At 47.5% G+C, this 24,957-nt stretch carries 19 protein-coding genes; 13 read left to right on the top strand and 6 right to left on the bottom strand.

Features of this window, described 5'->3' with window-relative positions; all coding sequences use genetic code 11:
- Positions 1–87: 87 nt before the first annotated feature.
- Positions 88–723, bottom strand: a complete 636-nt coding sequence (locus tag ACFSR5_RS19120; RefSeq protein WP_380906077.1) for an alpha-ketoglutarate-dependent dioxygenase AlkB family protein — start codon at positions 721–723, stop codon at positions 88–90.
- 603 nt (positions 724–1,326) lie between these two features.
- Here ACFSR5_RS19120 and ACFSR5_RS19125 point away from each other — a divergent pair.
- The 13 genes from ACFSR5_RS19125 (at position 1,327) to ACFSR5_RS19185 (ending at position 16,673) form a co-directional block, all read left to right on the top strand.
- Positions 1,327–2,064, top strand: coding sequence for a hypothetical protein (locus ACFSR5_RS19125; protein WP_380906078.1), 738 nt, complete (start codon positions 1,327–1,329; stop codon positions 2,062–2,064).
- Positions 2,065–2,429: 365 nt separating this feature from the next.
- A complete protein-coding gene (locus ACFSR5_RS19130) occupies positions 2,430–3,101 on the top strand; it encodes a flavin reductase family protein (protein ID WP_380906079.1) in 672 nt (223 codons plus the stop codon).
- Between the two features lie 19 nt (positions 3,102–3,120).
- On the top strand, positions 3,121–3,486 hold the full coding sequence (locus tag ACFSR5_RS19135) for a nuclear transport factor 2 family protein (RefSeq protein WP_380906080.1): 366 nt from the start codon (positions 3,121–3,123) through the stop codon (positions 3,484–3,486).
- Positions 3,487–3,616: 130 nt separating this feature from the next.
- Complete coding sequence (locus ACFSR5_RS19140) at positions 3,617–4,465, top strand: sigma-70 family RNA polymerase sigma factor (protein WP_380906081.1); 849 nt, start codon at positions 3,617–3,619, stop codon at positions 4,463–4,465.
- Positions 4,466–4,500: 35 nt separating this feature from the next.
- On the top strand, positions 4,501–5,082 hold the full coding sequence (locus ACFSR5_RS19145; protein ID WP_380906082.1) for an FMN-dependent NADH-azoreductase: 582 nt from the start codon (positions 4,501–4,503) through the stop codon (positions 5,080–5,082).
- A gap of 1 nt (position 5,083) precedes the next feature.
- A complete protein-coding gene (locus tag ACFSR5_RS19150) occupies positions 5,084–5,446 on the top strand; it encodes a nuclear transport factor 2 family protein (RefSeq protein ID WP_380906083.1) in 363 nt (120 codons plus the stop codon).
- A gap of 800 nt (positions 5,447–6,246) precedes the next feature.
- A complete protein-coding gene (locus tag ACFSR5_RS19155; RefSeq protein WP_380906084.1) occupies positions 6,247–9,405 on the top strand; it encodes a SusC/RagA family TonB-linked outer membrane protein in 3,159 nt (1,052 codons plus the stop codon).
- A 5-nt stretch (positions 9,406–9,410) separates the two neighbouring features.
- On the top strand, positions 9,411–10,874 hold the full coding sequence (locus ACFSR5_RS19160) for a RagB/SusD family nutrient uptake outer membrane protein (RefSeq protein ID WP_380906085.1): 1,464 nt from the start codon (positions 9,411–9,413) through the stop codon (positions 10,872–10,874).
- Between the two features lie 68 nt (positions 10,875–10,942).
- Positions 10,943–11,623, top strand: coding sequence for a FadR/GntR family transcriptional regulator (locus tag ACFSR5_RS19165; RefSeq protein ID WP_380906086.1), 681 nt, complete (start codon positions 10,943–10,945; stop codon positions 11,621–11,623).
- Positions 11,624–11,674: 51 nt separating this feature from the next.
- Positions 11,675–13,321 (top strand): exo-alpha-sialidase, encoded by a 1,647-nt coding sequence (locus ACFSR5_RS19170; RefSeq protein ID WP_380906087.1) that lies wholly within the window; start codon positions 11,675–11,677, stop codon positions 13,319–13,321.
- 21 nt (positions 13,322–13,342) lie between these two features.
- Entirely contained in the window at positions 13,343–14,266 is a 924-nt protein-coding gene (locus ACFSR5_RS19175; RefSeq protein WP_380906088.1) for a dihydrodipicolinate synthase family protein, read from the top strand.
- The gene (locus ACFSR5_RS19180) at positions 14,247–15,344 is read left to right on the top strand and encodes a galactose oxidase (RefSeq protein ID WP_380906089.1); all 1,098 of its coding nucleotides are present in this window, start codon (positions 14,247–14,249) and stop codon (positions 15,342–15,344) included. The genes ACFSR5_RS19175 and ACFSR5_RS19180 overlap by 20 nt, the downstream gene beginning before the upstream one ends.
- Before the next feature lie 96 nt (positions 15,345–15,440).
- The gene (locus ACFSR5_RS19185) at positions 15,441–16,673 is read left to right on the top strand and encodes an MFS transporter (protein WP_380906090.1); all 1,233 of its coding nucleotides are present in this window, start codon (positions 15,441–15,443) and stop codon (positions 16,671–16,673) included.
- Between the two features lie 204 nt (positions 16,674–16,877).
- Here ACFSR5_RS19185 and ACFSR5_RS19190 read toward each other — a convergent pair whose 3' ends face one another.
- The 5 genes from ACFSR5_RS19190 to ACFSR5_RS19210 all read right to left on the bottom strand — a co-directional run bounded on the left by ACFSR5_RS19190 (position 16,878) and on the right by ACFSR5_RS19210 (position 24,905).
- A complete protein-coding gene (locus ACFSR5_RS19190; RefSeq protein ID WP_380906091.1) occupies positions 16,878–17,318 on the bottom strand; it encodes an EthD family reductase in 441 nt (146 codons plus the stop codon).
- 159 nt (positions 17,319–17,477) lie between these two features.
- Entirely contained in the window at positions 17,478–20,414 is a 2,937-nt protein-coding gene (dnaE, locus tag ACFSR5_RS19195; protein ID WP_380906092.1) for a DNA polymerase III subunit alpha, read from the bottom strand.
- The gene (gene dinB, locus ACFSR5_RS19200) at positions 20,395–21,579 is read right to left on the bottom strand and encodes a DNA polymerase IV (RefSeq protein WP_380906093.1); all 1,185 of its coding nucleotides are present in this window, start codon (positions 21,577–21,579) and stop codon (positions 20,395–20,397) included. Before dinB ends, dnaE begins: the two co-directional genes overlap by 20 nt.
- A gap of 525 nt (positions 21,580–22,104) precedes the next feature.
- Entirely contained in the window at positions 22,105–23,517 is a 1,413-nt protein-coding gene (locus ACFSR5_RS19205; protein WP_380906094.1) for an arylsulfatase, read from the bottom strand.
- Positions 23,514–24,905 carry a sulfatase gene (locus tag ACFSR5_RS19210; protein WP_380906095.1) on the bottom strand — a complete coding sequence of 464 codons (1,392 nt, stop codon included), beginning with the start codon at positions 24,903–24,905 and terminating at the stop codon, positions 23,514–23,516. The genes ACFSR5_RS19205 and ACFSR5_RS19210 overlap by 4 nt, the downstream gene beginning before the upstream one ends.
- Positions 24,906–24,957 lie beyond the last annotated feature (52 nt).

Below are 24,957 nucleotides of genomic sequence, written 5' to 3' on the forward strand. Positions count from 1 at the left end.
ACCAGCCCTGCCTCAAGGCTTAGAAAGCGTGTTTGTGGATAAGTCCAGCGTCGATGGGCTGAAAAACTAGCGCTCATTTATTATTTGCTAAGCATCTTCAGGCGTAACGGCCGTTTTCAGCTGTCGGAAGGTCAAGTTGATCCGTGGCAACAACTGCTTTGCCGATTTGGGTATCTGATGTTCCCAATAGGTGTTGGTCGTGCCTGAAATTAGGAGCAAGGTGCCGTGGTGCAGGGGGATTTCCAGCTGCGGGATGTCCTTTTTTGTCCTGTGGCGTAACCTGAACGGCCGCGTCTGCCCGAACGTAACGGAGGCTATGTTCGGATTTCTGCCTGTGCGGTGTTCCTTATCCGTATGCCAAGCGACGCTGTCACTACCGTTTCGATATAGGTTTAAGAGTACTGCGTTAAATGCAATACCCGTTTCCTGCTCGATTTTTTTTCGCAAGGCAATCAATTCCGGCGTCCATGAAAGGGCATCTTCTCCCGCATATTCTTTTTCCCCATACCAGGCGATCATACGTGGCGCAGTAACAACCTTGTCGTACATCGGCATTTGGTATTGTCGCCAGGGCGTAGCATGCAGCAAGGTCGTGTAGTAGTAATCAGCCTCTTCTTTCGGGATAAACCCCTCATACAGCATCAGCTCCATATCCGGCATCTCAATTGTTTTCCTTGCAGAAACACCGGTAGTAAACAACTCTGTGTCTTTAAATAGTCCCATTGTCCGTAACTGATCCTTTCTTATATTGACAAGGTAGTCGGATACAACCCAACTGCTATAGAACGTAGTCAGGGCTGTTCTTGTTTTGCTCTTTCTTCGGTTGTTTTCAGCTATTGCTTTTCATTAAAAAAAGGCAACCATGTATCGGATGATCGCATGCTTATCGAAGGGGAGCGCCAAACTCGGTAAACGTTTTACGTTCTGCTTTCGCAAACCAAAATAAAAGATTATTTTAGTTTAGATTTTCGATTCAATGGCGGTTACTGATTGCTCCCAATATGTGCTGGCGAAAATGAACATTAGTTGAACAGAATAAAAAAAACAGTTTTTCGTATTACTCTTGTTATACGCGCTCAGGATGAGCGATATTCGGAATAGTTGGTACAGATGTATACTGCAATAAACGTACATTTAAGATGTCTCGGTCAACTAGAGGTATTAGTTTAAGGTGGCTATGTTAAATATAATAAAACCAAATAGCATATGAAATGCCTTCTCTTCTGTACCGGGAGAAATTTATCTATTGCCTTTTTGTTATGTCTTATCCTTTTATTTTCTTTTAGGCTGCATGGGCAAACGATTCACACCATATCCCCTGATCGGATGGAATCATTATTGTTAGATTCGTCGATGAATCGTTTTTTTAAATCCTATCCCAAAATTAAGGAGTACTTTATCATATATGATGACGATGCCCCTTCTCATCTGTTTATTAATCATAATCAGAAAAACAGTCATCCGCAAAAGAAAGAATTTTATGATTTAACGTTCGAAGGAGATATCCTAGTCTTGAGATCAAGATATCCTACCTTTCCAATAGTAAAATCATCCACATTCTATCGTATTACTGAGAATGAGCTAAATAGTCATGATGTACATTTTATCAGGGTCGTTAGGGACTCCGTCAAAGTTAGGCTTTATGGTCCAGGCGATGTTCGCGGAAATGAGACCCGAGCCGGTTTTCCGGCGCGTTACAAGGGCAATCTAGATTCGCTCGCTCAAAAGATTGCTAAAGAGCTGAGGACCGACGGTTATGGGTATGCGATTGATTCTGTTTTGGTATATCAAGCAAGGGTGGAAAGAAACGGTTCTTTTGTTAAGATGTCAAGGATCGTGGGAAAAGTGTCTCCGTTTTCGAAAATTTTAGAAAAAGCATTCCCTCTTCAACAATGGTTTCGGCCTGGTCCTGTAGATACAGCTATCTGGAAGGCGGCAATAATCTATACTTCAGGAGCTCCAATATCCACGAATGTTCGTATGTACGCTAAGCTGAACAAAGATGGAACAGTGACGCTCAAAACTTCGCCACGGTTGATTGCATATCGAGATAATTACGAATAGTAGAATTTACAATAAGTTATCGGTCGAAGTGGTTAATTCTATTACAATAATATCACTGTTTTCAATATAAGAAAGTACTATTTGATGGATAGGATCTCCCATGAAAAAAATTACCGAGTTGTTAAAATGGAGGGGCTGTCAAAACTCATCTCTCTATGCAATAGATCGAGAAATATATATGAGATAATTAAATAACATCATGACGTTAAGACTTAAAGGGCAGGGGAGGATATGCGGAATCAGGATTTATCATTGACCACTGGATCGATTCCGCAAGAACCGGATTTTTATTTCTACTAACTTCTCTTAATTTTAATATAGGATATATATAGAAAGAAAATCAAACAAGAAATTAACAATAAAATATGCATGTCAGAAGCTATCCCGCCATTTTGTATTTCGGTACACCCGTCGTTATTGTCAGCACGAAAAATCCAAATGGTACAGACAACCTAGCTCCGATATCATCTATTTTTTGGCTGGGATGGAGATGCATTATTGGAATTGGAGCATCCTCTCAAACAGCCAAAAATTTATTAAGGGAAAAAGAGGCTGTTTTAAATCTGCCTTCGGCAAGTGAGGTCAAAGCCGTGAACTTTTTGGCTAAAACCACCGGAACCAATCCAGTGCCCCAAAGCAAAGTGTTAAAGGGATATCGTTTCGAAGAAGATAAATTTGAAATTGCTGGATTGACAAGGCTTCCATCAGAAACAGTAAAAGCGTTAAGGGTTAAAGAGTGCCCTGTGCACATGGAAGTTGTGGTCAAAGCAGTTCATAATTTGGCCGGTGATGATCGTGTACAGCAAGGAAAGATCAAAACATTTGAGCTAAAAATCAACAGGGTGTTTTTGGACAAGTCCATCCTTATGGATCATGATCCAAACCGCATTGACCCCGATAAGTGGAAACCATTAATTATGAGTTTTCAAGAATTTTACACGGTTGGCAAAAAGATTCACCAATCGACACTTGCAGAAATATCGGAAAGCCTATATCATTCAAATGATAGAAAACCCGATCAAGAGGAATATCAGTAACAACAAATATTAGAAAGAAATGCTAACAATAAGTGAAATTTTAATTTTGGAGAATAAGCTCTGCGAAGCCATGAAAAATAATAATACGGATGTTCTAGACAATCTATTACACGCCGATTTACTTTTTGTAGTTCCCGGCGGTCAGACCATAACAAAGGAAATGGATTTGCAAACTTACCGTGAGGGGCGTTTAAAATTAGACAAAATCATGTCGAAAATAGAAGATGTGCATATCATAGACGATCTAGCTGTCATCACTTTGCAGACGGAGTTAAAAGGAGATTACAATAAAGAACCATTTGAGGCCACCTATAAGTATATCCGTTTCTGGAAAAAATTTCCCAAAGGTATAAAAGTAGTTGGTGGGAGCGGAATTGCCATTTAATCCAGAGAATTTGAATTGAGCAATGTAACGTGTTGTACCATTACTAGCAACAGTAACAGAGCCGGATGAATGAAGGCGTATCCTTATGCGGTACGTTGACGGCAATAAACCCTTACAAGTTCTAAAACCCATGCAGGAAAACTACGATAAACTATTGACCTATGCCTACAACATCGTCGGTTCTTACGAGGATGCCAAAGATGTAGTGCAGGATGTGCTGGAAAAATACATTATGTTGGATAAATCGAATATCCGTCACGAATCAAACTTTTTGATTAAAAGTACGGTCAACCATGCCATCAATTTTAAGGCCCGTCAACGCAAAAAAGAAGTTTTCGGTGAGTGGTTACCCGAACCTGTTTCGTTCGATCATGCCGACACGAAACTTATTAGAGACGAAACAGCAAGCTATACTATGCTCGTATTGTTTGAGCGTCTGAATCCAAAGGAAAGAGCTGCTTTCATACTGAAGGAGGGGTTTAATTATTCGCATTCGGAAATCGCTGAATTGCTTGAGATAAGTACAGAAAACTCCCGACAGCTATTTAGCAGGGCAAACAAACAATTAAAGGGGGGTAAATCCTTAACGCATAAACCATATCCTGGGTCTCATACCGAACTATTAGAGAAATATCAAATAGCATTGGCCCATGGTAATGTTCAAGAACTAGAGCACTTACTGGTTAGCGATATAAAATTGCATGCAGATGGCGGAACTAAAGTTCAGGTGGTTACGGGAATAGAAGTGGGGAAAACCGCTACTGCAACATTATTGGTTTACGTACAGCAACAATTTTTAGTGGACAAAGAATTTACCTTTCAAATCTTTAATCATCAGCCTGCAATCTGCTTTTGGGAAAACGACAAACTACATAATTGTCATATTCTTTATTTGAATGATAATGGTCTGATCCAAGAAATTTATTCTATTGTTGATCCGGAAAAACTAAAAAATCTGAGTAAGCTGTCACATATTTAACGGCGAAAGTGTCTTCCATAAAAAGATCAAACCAAATGGAGACACTATTGAAAATTGACAGCAGTTTACGTTTAGAAAACTCTTATAGTCGAAGAGCCGGAGATAGTTTTGTGCACGAATGGAAAATACTGAATCCAAATAGTACAGTCAAAAACCGGGAAGTCGGTACTCGCTTTATTCCGCATCTCGATCAAGCCTTATTTGAGGAATTTTATACGGCTCAACGTTCGTCAGAGAATTTGAGGCTGTCTGATGAATTAATTGCAGAACTATTCGAATGTGATGAAATCCTTATAACAGTTCCTATGTACAATTTTGGTATGCCCTCATCCCTGAAAGCTTATTTCGACCTTGTGGTGCGCACAGGTAAAACCTTTCGTTACGAGGGTAAGTCCATTGGCCTATTGAAAAACAAAAAGACATATATTCTATCATCAATGGGTGATGTCAAGACGGACGCACTAAGTCTTGTGGAAATGCACTTGCAAAAGATTTTAAACGATATGGGTATCTGGGATATCTTTTATTACTCCTTAGACAGCACTGCTGACGAAAGCCATGCTAGACGACAACTTAATAATCAAATCACATCATTTACTAACACGTTAAATACATAATATGGAACAGGTAAAAACAGCTATAGAAGCATTTGTAAAAGCCGGTGATGACCGTGACACAGCGGTTTTGGAGAATATTCTCCACGCTGATTTTCAGAACATCCAAGATGGATTTTTTGATGAGGGCGGAATTTTTGTATTCACGAAGGCCGATTATATTGAACTCATCCGTACAAAGAAGTTCGGAGGAAGCCCGAGAAGGATTGACTATCAGCACATTGAACAGAACGGTAATATCGCTGCTGTACAGGTGAAATTAGAAAGCCAATACTTAACCTTTCATTCGTTAATAGTATGTGTGCAAGATAATGGACATTGGAAAGTAATAAATAACATACCGACCATAGAAGTAAATAAAGGGTAACTGTTGTAAAGGCTTAACAAAAATATAATCTTCAGGTATACGTAGCATTCATACAGCATATCTACATTTGCCGTTGTGTAGCGCCCCCCGGGGCAATAATTTTGAGTTCATAAGTTAGAGCAGGCGCGTGGTTTCCCTGCTCTTTCTTTTAAAATCGCGAAGAACCTCCGGTGCTCTCACGTTACCCATTTCGATATGCCCAACAATCCGATCAACGTGCCGATCTTCCCATTATGGCGGAATGACATGAAGGGACGAAACGCCCTAGTGAGGGAAGGACATGCCATACGTCTATATATGTAGTGGCTGGTTATAAAGAAGGCACCTGCATCCGCAAGGAATGACAATGGAACAACCTACTTTTTGCCCCGCCAACAAAACCCCTCATGCTACGTCCGGTCCAAAGCAGAGGACCAACGCGCCGGTGATAGATACGACGAGACCGTCAGCTGGGTCGCCACATGCAAGCTTATATGTGTAGCCTATCTTCCAAAAACCTACGTTTGGAGATTAGCCGTAGCTCACAAAAACCGAATCCCTGTTCAAACCTTTCCATTTCCGTATGAAACGGAAATCAAAAAAAATTTGCTTTCTCCTATTTTTCTTTCTACTTTTATGTAGGACATAACAACTATTATACATATAAAGAATAACCATTATAAAGATATTATGACCGACCCTAAACCTTAAAATAACGGAATATCGTGCTGCTTTGGAATAATTTAGGATAGGTCATCGTTTGGGAGCGTCTACGGGAAGCGCTCATTTTCAGAAGTTTTTTACACTAAAAACTATAAATTATGATTTGGACAAGCAAAAAAGCGAGCTTATTTGTGGCGACCCAAATTGTCCTCGCATCGTCCTTATATGCGCAGCAGCGTATCGAAGGTACGGTCCGGGATCAACAGGGGAAACCTTTACAATCCGTCACCGTAATGGGCAGGCAAGCAGGCAGGCAGGTACAGACCGACGCCAATGGCAAGTTCCGGCTTGAACTGCAACAGCTGCCGGATACCTTGCAGTTTCGTTCCGTAGGCTTTCAGCCCCTGGACCGGCCGATAGCAACAGCCGCGGCCATAACGGTGGAACTCAGTGCCACAAACCGGAGCCTCGATGAGGTCGTGGTGGTGGGCTACGGCACCCAGTCACGCCGCACGCTGACCACAGCCATCAGTAAAGTGGATGGCAAAGCCCTCGAAAATGTTCCTGTCAGTACCGTAGGCGAGGGGCTCAAGGGAAAAGTAGCCGGTGCCCGCGTGTATCAATCAAACAACAGTCCGGGGGCTGATCCGGTCTTCCGCATCCGTGGTGGCTCGTCCATCAATAAAACCAATGATCCCCTGGTTTTGGTAGATGGGGTCGAACGTGCTTTCTCCGGTGTCAATCCCAACGATGTGGAATCCATTGAGGTGCTCAAAGATGCGGCATCAACGGCGATCTACGGTTCCCGCGCATCCAATGGGGTGGTGCTGATTACCACAAAAAAAGGAAAAACAGCTGAACAGGCGACCATCACCTTCGATGCCACCTATGCCTTCCAGCAGCCGGAATCCAAGATGAATATGATGAGTGCCCGCGATTATATCCAGATCGTGCGTCCGGCCGTGGCCTTGAGCCCCAATCCCAATTACAATACGAGTTCGGGCTATTCGGCCAGTTCGGGCAACGATGCCAAGTCCATCTATTCCACCCGTTACCTGCAGGCCGGGGAGGCAATCCCGGCGGGCTATCAGAGCATGCCGGACCCGCTGGACCCGAGCAAAACGCTGATCTTTCAGGACAACAATTACCAGGACCTGCTCTTTCGGAATGTGGGCTGGCAAAATTATTACATGGGTGTCAATGGGGGCAGCCAGCTCGTCCGTTATGCCGCGAGTGCCGGTTACACGGATGATGGCGGTGTAGCGCTGGGTACGGGATACAACCGCTTCTCCGCACGGGGAAAGGGGGATGTGACGCTTTCCAGGAAGCTGTCGATCAATACGGCCTTTGATTATTCCCTGACCAATTCCCAGGAGTTTGAAAATCAGACCAACGTCATCGCCCGGGGCCTGGCGACTCCGGCAACGCAGAAGATGTATTTTGACAACGGCCGGCCCACACCGGGCTACAATGCCACCTCCCCAAGTCCGCTCTGGTGGGACTATACGCGCGATTATGGCACCAAAGACCGGCGTTTATCCCTGATCGGTGGCCTTGACTATGAAATTATCGATGGGCTTAAAGCGCAGGTACAGGTATCCAACTATTCCCATCTCTCCAACTACCATTATTTTGAAAAGGCACATGAATTTTCGGGATTGCGTACCACCAAGGCAAGTCAGTCCCAGCTGGATCGCAGCAAGGTGGATGCCCTTTTAAAATACGATGCCAACTGGAGTCAGGACCATACGCTATCGCTGCTGGGCGGTTATTCCTATCAGCAGACGGATTTTAATTCCTTTAGTGCCAGCGTCAACGGGGCCAGTTCCGACAAGGTGCCCACGCTTTCGGCCGGACCGAACAAAACGGGGGCCGATGAGGATATCTGGCAGCAGGTGCTGATCGGTTATTTCGGCCGCGCCAATTATGCCTACAAACAAAAGTACCTGCTGATGGGTACCTTCCGTTACGATGGTTCATCCCTCTTTGCTAAGGAAAACCGCTGGGGATTTTTCCCGGGTGTTTCGGCGGGCTGGGTGGTCAGCCAGGAGCCTTTTATGCGCGACCAGCAGACGGTGAACTACCTGAAATTCCGGACCAGTTATGGACAGACGGGAAACAACTCCATCGGACTATACGATGCGCTGGGTAAATTTACCACCGATATCCGTTACGATGGTGCCGCTGGGATCTATGCGTCCACCATGCCCAACCGCGACCTGACCTGGGAGACCTCCACACAGTTTGACCTTGGTTTTGACCTGGCCCTGTTTGACAACCGGATCAATATCCAGGCGGATTATTTTAACAAGATCACCAAAAACCTGCTTTTCAGTGTGCAGCTGCCCAATACCTCGGGCTTTTCGACCGTACAGACCAATGTGGGCAAAGTGCGGTTCCGGGGATTTGACTTTGAAATTGCCAGCGACAATATACGCTCGGGCAAATTCCGCTGGGACAGCAAGCTGACCCTGAGTTTTGTGAAAAACAAAGTGCTGGAACTGCCTGACAACGGCCGCGACAAAAACCGGATCGGGGGGATCCAGCTGGCGGATGGTACGGCTTTTGGTGGCACCGCAGAGGGCGAATCGCTGTACCGTTACTTCGGCTACAAGGTGGACCATATCCTGCAGACTGCCGAGGAGGCTGCCGCCGCCCGCTATGATGAGTCGGCACGTGGCTGGAGTCCGACGGACAAAAAGAACGTCAAAGGGCGCAAACTCGCCGGCGACTATGAATGGCAGGACCGCGACGGCGATGGCGTCATCAGCAGCAAGGATCAGTTTGAACTCGGTGTCAGCGTGCCCCACACCACGGGCGGACTGGCCAACAACTTTACCTATGGCTCCTTCGGCCTCAATATCTTTGTCGACTGGGCGCTGGGGCATTCGATCAACCATACCGCCTACATGCGCTATTTCATGAATACCTTTGCCAACAACTATACCCTCGTGGAGGAGGTCAACCAGACCTGGAAAAATGCCGGTGACCAGTCCAAGTATGCCCGTTTTACGGCCAATGATCCCGACACGGGCAACAGCAATTTCTCGCGGACTTCTGACGTGTTCAATTACAAGGGCGACTACCTCTGCCTGCGCGAAGTATCTTTCTTGTACCAGCTGCCGGAGACCTGGAGCAAACGCATCGGCACCCGTTCCATGCAGCTGTCGGTTTCGGGACAGAACCTCTTTTATTTTTCGGCGCTGCGGGGAACGGGTATATCGCCCGAAGTGGGCGCATCCACGACCTATGGCAACGATTATTATAACTATCCGGCCATCCGCAAGATCGCGATCGGCGCTAAGTTAACCTTATAAACGAAATGGAAATGAAGACAAAAAGATTATTATACGGAGCAATGGTGTCCCTCGGCCTGCTGACGGCAGTGGCCTGCTCGGACAGACTGGATGCGGACCTGGAAGCCGCCATCAATGCCAATTCGATGTGGCAGGACGAAAGCGATGCCCAGGCGGCCGTGACCGGAGCCTATGTGCGCATGCGCAATGCCTTCGCGACAGCGTATATTGTCTGGGGCGAATACCGCACCGCATATTGGGGTCCCGGGCTTGAAACCAACGCGAGCTACAGCACAGCTTTCCTAAATCAGCTCAACAGCACGCATGCCCATGCCAACTGGAACAATTTATATACCACGATCAACGACTGCAACCTGATCCTCAAGCATGTGCCGGAGATCAGCTTTGCTACGCCCGAGAAGAAGAATGAATACCTGGCACAGGCTTATTTTATCCGCGCATTCTGCTATTATTGGATCGGCCGGATCTGGGGCGATGCACCGCTGCTGACTGCCGGTTTTGAGTCGCCCAATCAGGAGGACCTGTATCCCGCACGCCAGCCTGTTCAGGCGGTCTTCCAGCTGGTCAAACAGGACCTGGACCGGGCGGAGGAACTGATGCCGGCGGCAGCAACCAAAGCGCAGTATGGCAACCTGGATGCCATCCGGCTGCTCAAAACAGATTATTACCTCTGGATGGCCAAACAGCAGAATGGGGGTGTGGCTGCCCTGAACCTGGCCAAACAGTCGGTCGATAAAGTATTGAGCGGCCAGCATGCCCTGATGCAGAAATTTGCGGATATCTTTGCCACCGAATTAAATCCGGAGGTGATCTTTTGCTGGCGCATGACGCAGGATGAATATACAGGCGGCTATCCATCGGATTTTTTGGTCCCGATCCAATATATCTCAGCAGGCCTGGTTGAAAACCCCATTAAAGTCGGCTCGCATCAGCAATGGATTTTTCTGACGAATAAATACAAAACATTTCTGACGGAAAATGCGGCTGATACCCGGGCGAAAGTCAGTTTTGATACGGCCTTCGACAAAGATAAAAACCTGAGCTTCCAATGGATCAATAAATATGCGGGCAAATGGGTCAATGGCACACGGATCTTTGAGTCGGACCTGATTGTCTACCGCTATGCGGATGCCCTCTTGTTCAGCGCCGAAATCGAAAACGCGCTGGGGAATGGGCAGCTCGCCGTACAGCAGCTCAACAAGATTGCAAAACGGGCCTATGGAACGGACAATTTTTATGCAGCCGGACTGTCGGCCAATGCGGTCAACGCAGCCATACTCAGCGAACGGAAAAAGGAATTTGTGGCCGAAGGCAAGCTCTGGTGGGACCTGATCCGCCTGGGGGTCGTATTCAGCGAAGTGGAGAGCCTCAAAAATCAGCAGTCCAAAAAGAATATCCTTTTGTGGCCTGTACACGACAGTTCGATCAACACCAATCCCAATATCAAACAGACCGAGGGCTATAATTAATGCGCTTGGATTGCTATTCTTTTTTTGTTAATTTGTAGAACATAATAAATGATTTATTTGCTGAATATATGATAAATGATCTGACCCCAATAGCGACGAGCACCCGCGCTGATATAGTTGAAATACGCATAAGAGAATATCTTTCCAGTAAGAAATTAAAAACGGGCGACACGCTGCCGACCGAGCTGGAACTTGCTGAAGCACTTGATGTCAGCCGCAACGTGCTACGCGAAGCCCTGAGCCGCCTGCGCATGTTGGGCCTGATCGAAACCAAAAAGAAGCGGGGTATGGTGCTGTCCGCGCCGGATATCCTGGGTTCCTTTGAACGCGTGCTAAACCCGCAGCTGATGGACGACAATACCATGAAGGATATCTTCGAACTGCGCCTGGTGCTCGAACTGGGCATGGCTGACCTGCTTTACCTGCGCAAGACGGACCAGGATATCGCCGAACTGGAGAAAATCGTCAAGAAGGATAAAAATGCCGACGCCGAGGAGTTCAGGATCAGCCAGGAAATTGCCTTTCATGGCAAGCTGTATGAAATTACGGGCAATACCACCCTCAAACGTTTCCAGACCATGTTGATGCCGATCTTCGGCTTTGTTCTGAGCAATAGCCATCATAGCATCAAGTCCGAGGTGACGCACAGCGACCTGGTACAGATCCTGAAAAACGGTGACCGCGATGCTTTTTCGGATGCCATGCGCGAACATCTGCGCCCGCACCTTGAATTTTTGAAGGAGCGGTAACCGCTTCTTCCTTTTTTTTAAACCTATATGTAGTACATAAGTACCTAAACTATGCAAATTACCACAAAAATAAAAGCCAGTATGCTCAGCCTGCTTCTGCTGCTGGCCGCGATGGCGGCAGTTGCACAGGTCCGGATTGCCGAGCGCCATTATACCTTACCGGTATTGGCGGATCAGCCGATCAATATCCTCAAGCGACTGGAATTTACAGCAGACGAGCGGCAGCAGGTGGAAGCGGAAATTCTCCTAAAGGCCGATGCCCTGGCGGTGGCGCAGCTGGATAGCATCAGCTGCTGGTTTGTCGGCACCGACAGTACCTTACTGAAGTCTGTGCCGCACGCTGCACAGTTGCCTGTAGCTGCACAGAAATGGAAGGGGAGAACCGGAAAAATAAAGCTGCCACTGACACTGGAAAAAGGCGTCAACTACCTGTGGGTAACGGCCAAAGTACATCCTTTCAAAAAGCTGGACCAGGCTTTTGAACTGGCTATAGCCGAGGTTTCCCTTACCGGGGCAGCCGCTAAATCCCTGCTTTCGGGCAAGTTTAACCGCTACAGGCCGGCCGTTGCCGTACACCGGCAGGGTGCTGAGGGCGTGCATACCAGCCGCATTCCGGGCATCATTACGGTCAAAGACGGCAGTCTGGTCGCGGTATACGATGCCCGCAGGGAGCTGGCCCGTGATCTGCAGGGCGACATCGATATCGGCGTATCGCGCAGCCTGGACGGTGGCCGCAGCTGGCTGCCCATGGAGATTGCGATCGACATGGGCACATTCGGCGGACTGCCGCAAAAATTCAATGGCGTCTCCGATCCGAATATCTTGCTTGATGAACGAACCGGGACGATCTATGTCGCGGGGCTATGGATGCACGGTGTGCTGGACGAAACGGGTACCTGGTATCCAGGAATAAAAGAGGACCGTGAAATCCACAACCATCAATGGAAAAATAAAGGCTCACAGCCGGGGTTTGGGATCAAACAGACCGCCCAGTTTCTGCTGGTAAAAAGCGAGGACAATGGCCTGACCTGGTCCAAACCGCTCAATCTGACGCATCTCAAACGGGCGGAATGGTGGCTCTGGGCGCCTGCACCTGGACATGGCATCAGCCTGCAGGATGGCACCCTGCTGATACCCAGCCAGGGCCGTGATGCGACGGGCAAAGCCTTTTCAAATATCACCTACAGCAAAGACGGCGGCCAAACCTGGAAAACTTCCAATCCGGCGCTGGCAGAATCCACCACGGAATGCATGGCGGTGCAGCTGGATAATGGGGATATCATGCTCAATATGCGGTCCAACTACAACGCCACCCACAAGGGGGACGACAACGGCCGTGCCATCGCCCTGACCCGGGATCTGGGTGAAACCTGGACCGAGCATCCGACTTCGCATAAGGCGCTGATCGAACCGACCTGTATGGCCAGCATCCACAAACATCTTTATCAAACCGGCGGCAACAGCAGCTCCTTATTGGTCTTCTGTAATCCGGATTCCAAATTTGTCCGCGCCAATATCACCCTAAAAGTCAGCAAGGACAACGGTGACTCCTGGCAGCCCAAAGTCCTGCTCGACGAAGGCAGGGGGCGGGGCTACTCCTGCATTACTTCGGTGGACCAGCATACCATTGGCGTGCTGTATGAAGGTAGCCAGGCGGATCTGATCTTTCAGCAGGTCCCGCTAAAAGAATTGTTATAACCTAAACTATTACTAGAAATAATGGAAAAAAAACAAAAAATAAAAGGCTTGATCGCCGCGGCATTTGCCAACTATGATCCTGCCGGAAATATCGACCTGGACGGTATTCCGGCCATGACGGAGCACCTGATCGCACAGGGACTGCGGGGGATCTTTATCTGCGGTACCAACGGGGAGGGACCGAGCCTCTCCACGGCGGAACGCATGGCGGTTGCCGAACGTTATATCAGGGCCATTGACGGCCGGATCCTTTCTTTTGTCCATGTGGGACATAGCTCCATTACCGAAGCCCAACGACTCGCAGCGCATGCCGAAAGCATCGGCGCGGATTATATTTCTGCGGTCTCGGCCTTCTATTTCAAGCCTTCATCCGTGGAGAACCTCGTGGACGCCATGGCCGCCATTGCGGCAGCGGCCCCCCATACGCCTTTCTACTATTACCATATCCCGGCGGTCACGGGACTGCAGATCGATATGCTGCGCTTTCTTGCCCTGGCGGAGCAGAAAATCCCAACCTTCCAGGGGATCAAATATACGGCGGCGACTTTACACGAATACCAGGCCTGCCTGCAGTATAAAGCGGGCAAGTACGATATCCTGTTTGGCTACGATGAACTGCTCCTGCCGGCACTGGCAGTGGGAGCAAGCGGCGCCATCGGCAGTACCTACAATTACGCGGCACCCCTGTACCTGGAGGTAATCCGCCGCTTTGAGGCCGGTGCACATGAAGCGGCACGCAACCTGCATTTTGAAGCGGTGCAGATGGTGCAGCTGCTGGTAAAATATGGGCCCATTCCGGTGCAGCGGGCCATTATGAAAAAAATCGGATTAGATCTGGGTCGGCCGCGGCTACCGTTGACGCTGTTGGATGAAGTCAATGAGCAGCTGCTGCTGACCGAATTGGAACAGTCGAAATTCTTGGAGCATGTGGCCTTATATCAGTAAACTTCTTTTATTCTCTTTATTATTTATGGGATATCGTGATGGAATCGCACAGAAGCTGCGCAATCGGATGGTTTGGGATACTGCTGCACGGGTCGCTGATCCGATGGGTTATGCCGGGGCTTACGTCGGCCAGGCACAGGGACGCGCATACGCCTTGGGCGGCGCCAATTTTCCTTCGGGGATTCCACCCTGGGAAGGGGGCAAGAAGGTCTGGACAGACCGGATCTTTATCCTCAGTAGCGACGGTTCTTCGCAGGAAGCCTCCTTTCAGCTTCCCCGTCCCATGGGCTACGGGGCCTATGCTTCGTATCGCGACGGTATCTACCTGGCGGGCGGCAGCGATCAGTCGGGGCATCTCCAGGCCACCTATCGCCTGGAGCTATCGGCGGATAGCGGCAGGTTCACCCGGCTGCCGGATCTTCCGGCTCCGATTGCCAACTGTGCCTCGGTCCGGATCCAGAACCATTGGTATATCCTCGGTGGCATCAATAGCCCCGATGCCCTGACGGCAAACAATAACTGCTGGCGGCTGGACCTCGACCATCCCGAAAAAGGCTGGACGGTATTGGCCGCCATCCCGGGTCCGGGGCGCATGCTTGCCGTGGCCGGAAATGCCGCGGGGGAGCTGCTTGTCCTTTCGGGTGTAACACTGATCAATGGGAAGCGCAAGTATCTGAAAGACGCCTATCTGCTGACTGCTGCCGGCGCCTGGCAGTCGCTGCCGACCCTTAGCCATGCTGTCGCCGCAGCACCCAGTCCGGCCGCCCTTGACGCCAGGTCGGGACAGCTCCTGATTTTCGGCGGTGATGACGGCGCATTGGCAGCGGCAAGCCCCCTGGGGCATCCGGGCTTCCCGGACCGGATTCTGGCTTTCGATATCCGGCGGCGTACATGGGCCGATGCCGGTCAGCTTCCGTTCCGCAACGACAGGGGGCAAGCGGACAAGCCGGCTGCAGCAGTATTGCCGCCGGTGACGACGGGCCTGCTGCAGCAGGATGATCAGATCATTATCCCCATGGGCGAGGTGCGGCAGGGTGTGCGTACCAACCGGATATTAAGGGTCCGTTTTAAACCTTAATGGATCAGCGTATCCCGTTTAATAATGGATGAATGTATCGCGCTCAATAATGTAAGAGCCTATCGCGTTTAATAAAACTTGAATAAACCTAAAATAATGATAAACACGACATCAAAACGTTATGCCTGGCTGATCGTCATCTTCCTGTGGGTGGTCGCCTTTTTAAACTATTTTGACCGCCTGCTGATGACTTCGATGCGGGATCCCATTCTCAGCGAATTTAAGCTAAACGATGCACAGTTCGGGCTGCTGACAGCCGTCTTTTTATGGTGTTACGGTATCGTGAGTCCCTTTGGTGGCTATATGGCTGACCGGTACTCCCGCCGTAAAGTGATCCTGTTTTCGGTATTCGTCTGGTCTGCGGTGACGCTATGGACAGGCTATGCGCGTTCCTTTCCCGAATTGTTGCTGACCCGCGTGTTGATGGGGGTCAGTGAGGCTTGCTATATCCCTGCGGCCCTGGCATTGATCAGCGACTACCATAGCGGACGTACACGTTCCCTGGCCACGGGGCTGCATATGTGCGGACTGTATACAGGTATGGCCATGGGCGGCCTGGGCGGATATATCGCCGAATATTGGGGCTGGCGTCAGGGCTTTCATGTCTTCGGTCTTTTTGGTGTTGTGTACGCATTGGTACTGGCCTATACCTTGCGCGACCGGGCGGTTCCCGCCGCTCCGAACCAACCGCTGGCGGAGCAGGTGGAAAGGGTGCAGCTCAAAGCCATCCTGCATAGCTTATTTCGCCTGCCTTCCTTTTACGTCATCATGGTGTATTTCGCAGTACTGGGCATGGCAAACTGGTTGATCAATGGCTGGCTTCCCACATTCCTGAAGGAACAGTTCAGCCTCGACCTGGGCCAGGCGGGCATTTCGGCCACGGGCTATATGCAGATTGGGTCTTTTGCGGGTGTCATCATAGGGGGACTTTTGGCGGACCGCTGGCAGCGCCGGAACAAGCGTGCGCGGCTGTATGTGATCGTCCTGGGCTTTGCGCTGGGAGCGCCCTTTTTGTTTTTTATGGCCTGGACGGATGTTTTTACCTGGGCGATCCTCGCCATGCTTGTCTTCGGACTGGCACGGGGATTCAATGATGCCAACCTGATGCCGCTCCTGCGGCAGGTGGCCGACAGCCGCTACAGCGCCACGGCCTATGGCTTCCTGAATTTTTTAAGCACCATTGTCGGTGGATTGATGGTCTATGTCGGGGGTGCCCTCAAAGATGCCCATGTAAGCCTCGCGATCACCTATCAGGTCGTGGCCATCGGGCTGCTGCTGGCTGCGTTGTCGCTACTGTTGGTGAAAGTCAAAAACGATACGATACAATAAGGCTTCTTTTAAAATTGGAAATTCATTGGTTTCCATACCCGACTTTCGGCGAAAGTTTGGTATGTACTGTTAATCACCCTTAAGACACGCTGTTTATGGATTCCGAATACGTTAAAACGGACTTTTAGGAGATGTTCACCTAGCTCAAATCCACTAGAACCCTGGCACGAGTGGCACGCTCGCGCCAGCCCGGAAAGCCACCAATTACCATTTATCAAATCTCTTTGTAGTAAAGGTTTGAATTACTGGCTTCTCGTTGGTGTATTTCGGAATATCTTTCCCCACTGAATCGGCGTGCGCCGATACACTATCGGTAAACAGCTTCATGTCGCCCACGTAAAAACTACAGGCTGCTACATAAACAGGACGGTTAGTTGTTTCGATGTCTCCATTGTCGATTTCATAATAGTGAAGATTGTCTCCTAATATCCTAGCCATCATTGGCATATGATTTTTTTCATAATACTCCATATCAAACCGAGTGCTGTCAGTTTTAGGGTAGGAGACTACCACCTTATAAAGTCGATTCGTATCCACTTTGGTATCACCTACCTTGGTTTTTTCAGCGTTACTAGCTTGGTCAGCACAGCTTGAGACAACAAAAACCACTAGTGAAAGAAAAAAAAGAAAGGTTGCTTTGTTCATATATTTATAATTTTTAGTGAATATCACAAATATATGAAAAGCAAATCGCTAAATAGAGTAGTTAAAACGCTGCAAATTAATACATTATACAGATGTAGACTTAAAATAGAAAAAATACGTTGTACAGGAAATTAGGTTTTATTTCTTCGCGGGGGGATCTTATTCACTCCTTGGATCGGCCTTCAGCGGCATTTTGCCGCAGCGGATCACCTCGAGCGAAGGACAACCGTACTCCATGATGACCTTACCTTCGATCAGGTAAATACCAACGCCTTGCAGCGGATATTTCGCCAACGTCTGTGGAAAATGTACCGTGTCGAAAAACCGGCCTTCGACATCGAAAAAGGTGCCGAATTTCATCAAATCGCCCCGTCTGGTTTTTACAAATTTCTCACACACAAAGTCTCCGACCATCCGTACGACCTTGCCTTCGTGTTTACCGAGTTCATTGGACACGACATCACCCCGATAATCACTTCGAGCTAAGTCAAAAAAGGTTCCCGTCACGCAGAACCCAATCAGTTCTATTTCGTCATAATAATCCTCCAGGATATTCTCTTCCAGGGGAGGTAACATGGGTTTGCGGGATTCGGTCTCAAACAGAGCCGGTCCTACCTCGCTGGGTTTATGTCTGCTCAATAATAGATGTGCCTCCCAAAGCAACTGTTTCTTGCCGGCACCGGTAAACCGGAACGCGCCGATCCGTATTAAGACCACCAGCTGTTCCAAACCTGCGGAAGTACGCTTGATAAAATCCTCTAATCCACGGTAGGAGCCGTGGCGATCCCGCTCTTCCAGTATTCTTAGCGCCAGGTTGCTTTCCAGGTTTAATAAGCAATCAAATCCCAAATACACATTTTTTCCTTTGATGGAGGTATTCGTAGTCGAAAGATTAACACAGGGCAGGCATATCGTAGCCCCAGAGATACGTGCTTCATTGACGTATACCTTGCGATTATAGAACCCGCCATAGTTGTTCAATACGGCGACCATGAATTCCAATGGATAGTAGGTTTTCAGAAAAAGACTTTGATAGCTCTCCACTGCAAAGCTTGCGGAATGCGCTTTATTGAAAGAATAGCCTGCAAAACTTTCCATCTGCCGCCAGATTTCGGTGGTTATTTTCTCATCGTATCCTTTTGCCCGACAGTTCGCGAAAAACTTATCTTCAATTTCGGTAAGGTGATCTTTGCTGCGGTATTTCCCCGACATCATCCTACGGAGCACATCCGCGTCCGTCATATCAAGTCCACCATAGGCATTGGCGATCTTCATCACATCTTCTTGGTAGACCATTACCCCATACGTTTCCTCCAATTGCTCTTTAAATACAGGGTGGGGGTACACCACGCTTGTCGGGTCATGGTGGCGCTTAATATATTCAGTCATCATACCCGAGCTGGACACCCCCGGCCGGATGATGGAGGATGCCGCCACTAATGTCAGATAATCAGCACAGCGCAGCTTGGTCAAGAGCTGGCGCATGCCTGGGCTCTCGATATAAAAACACCCGATGGTATTGGCTGATTTCAGTTGTGCGGCAATGTTCGGGTCTTTAAAAAACCGCTTTGGATTCCCCGTATCAATAACAACACCTAAATTTTCTCGAACGATCGTCTTGCAGTCTTTGATGTGGCCGATCCCCCGTTGGGAAAGTATATCGAACTTTTCGAAACCCACATTTTCGGCCGTATACATATCGAATTGTAGCGTAGGCAAACTTTTCGGCGGATAATCCATCGCACCATACTGGGTCAACGGTAACTCTGAAATAACCACGCCACTGGAATGGATTGTCCGCTGATTTGGAAAATCTGCCATTCTATTATAAACACTCAATATGGTGTTGGTCACTTCGTTCTTGTTCAGCATGTGATCAGGTTCGTGAACCAACCGATCAATTTCTGATTTCGGCAAACCATACACCTTGCCGAGTTCCCTTAAAATACTTCTGGATTTAAAGGTGCTTATAGCACCCATTAAGGCAGTATGTCCGATCGGATAACGATTAAAGATATACGCATACATCGCATCCCGTTCATTCCAACTGAAATCCACATCAAAATCGGGTGGGCTTTTCCGCTTAGGGTTTAAGAACCGTTCAAACGGCAAATTTAGTGCAATCGGATCAACATCTGTAATCCCCAAACAATAGGCCACGGCCGAGTTGGCGCCTGATCCGCGGCCAACGTAGTGGAAATTCCGCCCTCGTGCATACCGACAGATATCATCTGTGATCAAGAAGTAACTGGAAAAACGCAGGTTCTCAATTATGTCAAGTTCACGCCGAACGCGTTCGGCTGCCACGCGGTCATTTTTACCATACCGGCCGGAAAAGCCGTCTATGGTATATTTATAAAGCAGCTGCTTGTCTGTATATCTATTGCCGGTAAATGTTTCTTTGTTTTTGACGGTCGAAAAGTCCATGCTAAATGTACATTGACCTATTAATCGATACGTATTGGCTAACAGCTGTGGAAGATCCGCATACAAATCCATGAGCTTCGCTTTGGGAACAAATACCTCGTCATTCGGTGCCACCTGTCCGGCCTCGAGCTGGGAGATCAATAGGTTGTTGTCAATGGCCCTTAATTGCCTATGTAGCGTATAATCGCTTTCCTTGAAACTAACCGGAGCCAAAATAACACACCGTTCTACCATCTTTTTATCCATCAACTGAACCTTGGTCCGCTCGCTAGGTCGAACGCCTATAAATTCGTAATCTTTCAGGCCATGTCTATCATTTGGATGAAATGGGTAAATGACGAATACATGCTCGAACTCCGGCGCTCGTGTGGTAACGGGCCTGTTCTCCAGATTCAGTTTTGTCCTATATTCATTAATTTCCTTAAACCCTTCTTCATTTCGGGCTATTGCAACGAAACAAAGCCTGTCTCCCTCACGAAATTCCATTCCGGTAAGTATGTTCAACCCCGCATCCCGTCCCTGTCGGACGAAGTCCAGAGAACCTGAACTGTTGTTGATATCGGTTAGAACGGCGGTATCGTAACCGCCCGCCAGCATGCCTTCAATGAGATCACTGATGCTCAATGTTCCGTACCGAAGGCTATAATAACTATGAAGATTTATGAGCATGGTTTCCTCCCTTCTGTTCCGGTATCGGAGCACAGATTCCCTTCATTACATAGTCCGATCCATATCGTTTTCGTATCCAATCCATTGCCTGCATGAGGTTGACTTCTTCCGCACTATCGTTGAAGAGATCCGTTTGATAGGCCCCATAAACTAAACCCGAAAACTTGATTCCGATCAAACGAATGAGCATTCGACGACTATACAGCTTTTTGAATATGGACAAGACGATCTCTGTTAGTTTTTTATCGGAGTTCGTGAAGCCTATCTGTACCTGTTGGGTATGTGTATCGAAGTTGCTGTATCGAATCTTAACGGTGACACAGCTCGTTAACTTTTGGTCTTTACGTAAATCAAAAGCGAGGGTGTCAACCATACCGATTAATGTGCGGCGTAACGTATCCACATCAATCGTGTCGTTTTGAAATGTCGTTTCCTTCGACATGGATTTTTGTTCACGGTACGGAAGTACGGGGCTTTCGTCCAATCCATTTGCTTTCTTCCATATGCCGACGCCATTCTCGCCCATTACCCGTTGCATCGTGAAGACTTCCATCTCTTGAAGATTTTTGATTTTGGAGATCCCCATATTGCGGAGCAACGTGTACGATTTTTCCCCGACCATTGGTATCTTCCGAATGGATAACGGCGCAAGAAAACCCTTTTCAGTGCCTTCATCAACCAGTCGTTCACCGGAAGGTTTCGCAGTACCCGTAGCGATTTTACTGACGGTCTTATTGACGGAAAGACCAAAACTGATCGGTAATCCTGTTTCTTTCATGATACGTTGTCGGAGTTCTTGTGTCCATTTCCAGCAACCAAAGAACCGGTCCATACCCGTGATATCAAGGTAGTGTTCGTCAATACTCGCTTTCTCAACAATGGGTGTCTGCTCATCAATGATCGCAGTAACGATGTTGGAATACTTGCTGTATAAGTCATGATCGCCGCGCACTACAATAGCCTCAGGACATAACCTCAACGCTAGCCGCATGGGCATAGCAGAATGTACACCATATTTTCTCGCTTCATAGGAGCAGGAAGCAACCACGCCACGATCACTACTCCCGCCAATAAGAACAGGCTTATCAACGAGCGAACTATTTTGGAGCCGTTCGACCGATACAAAAAATGTATCCAGATCGCAATGCACAATTTTACGTTCCATCTTACGCTAGGCATTATTTACTATTTTTGGTTTTCCCTCCATCATCCGGGAAAACCGATTGGTTAAAATTACTAATATTTTTAGTAAAACAATATGTTTGGTGAGAATGTTTAATTGTATTTTGTTGATTACTAACATAATAAAATTGTTAGGGAGGGAAGTTGCTCCATGTGATGTTAGGCCCACCGGAAGCACATCGTATTTAGGATACGAGAAGGATTGAGCCGCAAGCAATGATGGTCTTACTGAATTTACGACGGGTTACCGAAATAATCTTACACCGTATTGTATGTTTTCCATACGTTATTTTCCGCGAAAATTTGGCATTGAATGGTAATCCCCCCTTAAAACATCCCGGATAGGGATTCCGAAAACGTTAAAACGTACCTGAGGAGAGGTTAACCTAGCTCAAATCCACCAGAGCCCCCGGCACGAACGGCAAGCGCGACAGCAGAGCCACGAACATCTGTTGAAATACACAAATCCGGTAGCGCACTGCACATTCACCGATGCAGTGCGCATTTTTTATTTTCCTGATGGATACAAAGGGAAGATATCACTTTCTTTATGGGCTGCTTCCATCTGTGCCATCAACGCTTTGACGATAGGAGGGTGCTGTTCTATAAGGTTATGAGTTTCTTGCGGATCCTTTTTAATGTTGTAAAGTTCGAAGACCGGTTGCCTGCTTTTTGCTTTTAGCTTGATGAGTTTCCAATGATCTGCCAGTAGTGCCTGCCTTCCACCATCCTCATGAAACTCCCAGTATAAATAATCGTGTTTTTTTTGTTTTCCATGACCGTTTAACGTAGGCCAGAACGAAATCCCATCAGTATATGCGTTCATCGTGCTCCCGCTCAATTCTAGCACTGTTGGCATAATATCCCAAAATGCGGCCCTGTGGCTTATCGTCTTGTTTGGTTTTATTTTAGAAGGCCATGATACGATAAAAGGCGTTCGTATTCCGCCTTCATACAGATCTCTTTTATAGCCACGCAAACCTGCGGTACTGTTGAAAAAAAGTGGATCTGCTCCCCCTTCACGATGTGCACCATTATCACTCGTAAACATAATGATGGTATTATCTAGTAAATCGAGTTCACGCAGTTTGTCTACAATTTGCCCGACATAATGATCCATTCTGCTTACCATTGCAGCATAGGTGGCGCGAGGTTTTTCAACGGACGCATAGCCTGCTATAGTCGCTTTAGGCCCGTAATCATTACCCTTGTGTGGCGTTTCAGGAAATGCATTCCTGTATTTTTCATAAAAGATATCGTCTGGACCAGCAAGTTCGGCATGCGGTAATACGGTTGGGACAAACAAGAAAAACGGCCTGTTTTTATGCGCTTCCAGAAAAGCCAATGTCTTTTCTTGTATCAGTTCCGGCGCATACTGTTTCTTGCCCGTAAGATCATTGCCTTTCAGGTCAATACGCTGATTATTGTGCCACAGATGGGTGGGATAATATCTGTGCGACTGTCGTTGGCAATTATACCCATAGAATTCATTAAACCCTTTTTTATTTGGATCGCCACTGGTTCCGACCATGCCGAGTCCCCATTTGCCAAACGCCCCCGTCACGTAGCCTGCTTGCTGTAATGACATCGCCATCGTTATGACCGAATCTGCAAGCGGTTGTTGCCCCTCGGGCTCCATTTCTTTATTCCCTCTGATGAACGTGTGCCCAGTATGTTGACCGGTCATTAAGGCGGATCTAGACGGGGCACATACCGAAGTTCCGGCATAAAAATTTGTAAACCGGACACCTTTTTTTGCCAGTTCATCAATCTGAGGCGTACTTATTTTAGTTTGTCCATAGCAACCTAAATCTCCGATACCGAGATCATCTGCCATGATTAATACGATGTTAGGTTGTTTTTGCTGCGCGTATATGTCCGTTAGGAAGAAGAAAGCAACAAATATTAGCCATGTTTTCATAGTTCGTTCTTATAGTTCGGATTTTGTTTATTTGGGATCTTAGCATTCGTATCTACGATTTTCCTGTTCAATTCTAATTTCATCTTTTCCAAGATATTCGGATATTCCGAAGCTCTGTTTATTCGTTCACCAATATCTGTCGATAGATCGTATAACAGGTAGGCATCATCTTCATAATAATGGTGAAGTTTCCAGTTTTTATAGCGTATGGTACTCCCCGGACGCGTTCTGAATTTTGGATCCCGACCATCATCCTTGGATTCGTTGTAAGCTTCCAGATAGATCGGGAAATGCCAAAATAATACGCGGTCTTGGAGATGCTCGCCTTCCAGTATATTGTTCCACAAGGATTCGCCATCTAACAGCATTTGTGCGTCATCTTTTACCATCTGTTTTAGGGTTGGTAGCAGATCCAGGTGGCTGACCAACGTAGTGCTGTCTCGACGAGGGGAGATATGCTTGGGCCAATGCACGAAGAAAGGGATTCGGACTCCGCCTTCGAAATACGATCCTTTACCCGCACGGAGCGGTTGTTGTGGAGAAATGGTATTTATACCGCCATTGTCTGAGCAAAACCATAGTATCGTGTTGTCAGATAGACCCTGATGTTTGAGTTCAGCCACCAGCTTACCTATATTATCATCCAGTGATTCAATCATGGCTGCATACACCGGATAGTCCCGTTCTCCAGTTCCATAGACCCCTTTATACTGACTTTTCAGCGAATCCGGGGCCTGTAATGGGGTGTGCACCGCATAGTAGGACAGGTACAAAAAGAAAGGTGCTTTTTCCTTTTGCCGACGAATATAGTCGATGGCTTCATCTGTTATTCGATCGGTTAAATATTCGCCTTCTTTTCCATCGGGTATTGCTGCATTTTTGTAAGGAGAAAAGTGCTTATTATGCCCCGTGTGATTGCCCCCAAAACTGTATGAAAAACCATGGTGGGTTGGAGAATCACTCAGGTGCCATTTACCGATGGAAGCGGTTTGATATCCCTTGTTGCCCAAAAGCGTGGCGATCGTAGGAAGCGCGCTGTTCAGTGTAAGGTTATTCTTGATAGGAATTAATTTTCTATCTTCCGCTTTGCCTCTTTCAGAAGAGCCAACGGTATATATACCGTGTCTATTGGGTAGTACCCCTGTTAATAGGCTAGCACGACTGGGCGCGCAATTTGATGCTGCCGCATAGGCCTGTTGATATACGACCGACTCTTCTGACAAGCTATCCAAATGAGGAGTGCGATAGAAGTTTCCTCCCATAAAACCCACATCCTTGTATCCCAGATCATCTACCAGTATTATAATGATATTGGGCGATGTCGATTGTGCATACGTGATTCGTGTGATGCAGCAGATGATTAGACAGAGAATATATACGCTTTTCATAAAAATGTTCCTATAGAGGCTGTCTCTATAACATAAATGAATAAGACAGCCT

This window comes from Sphingobacterium suaedae, from assembly GCF_042684625.1.
Lineage (GTDB): Bacteria > Bacteroidota > Bacteroidia > Sphingobacteriales > Sphingobacteriaceae > Sphingobacterium > Sphingobacterium suaedae.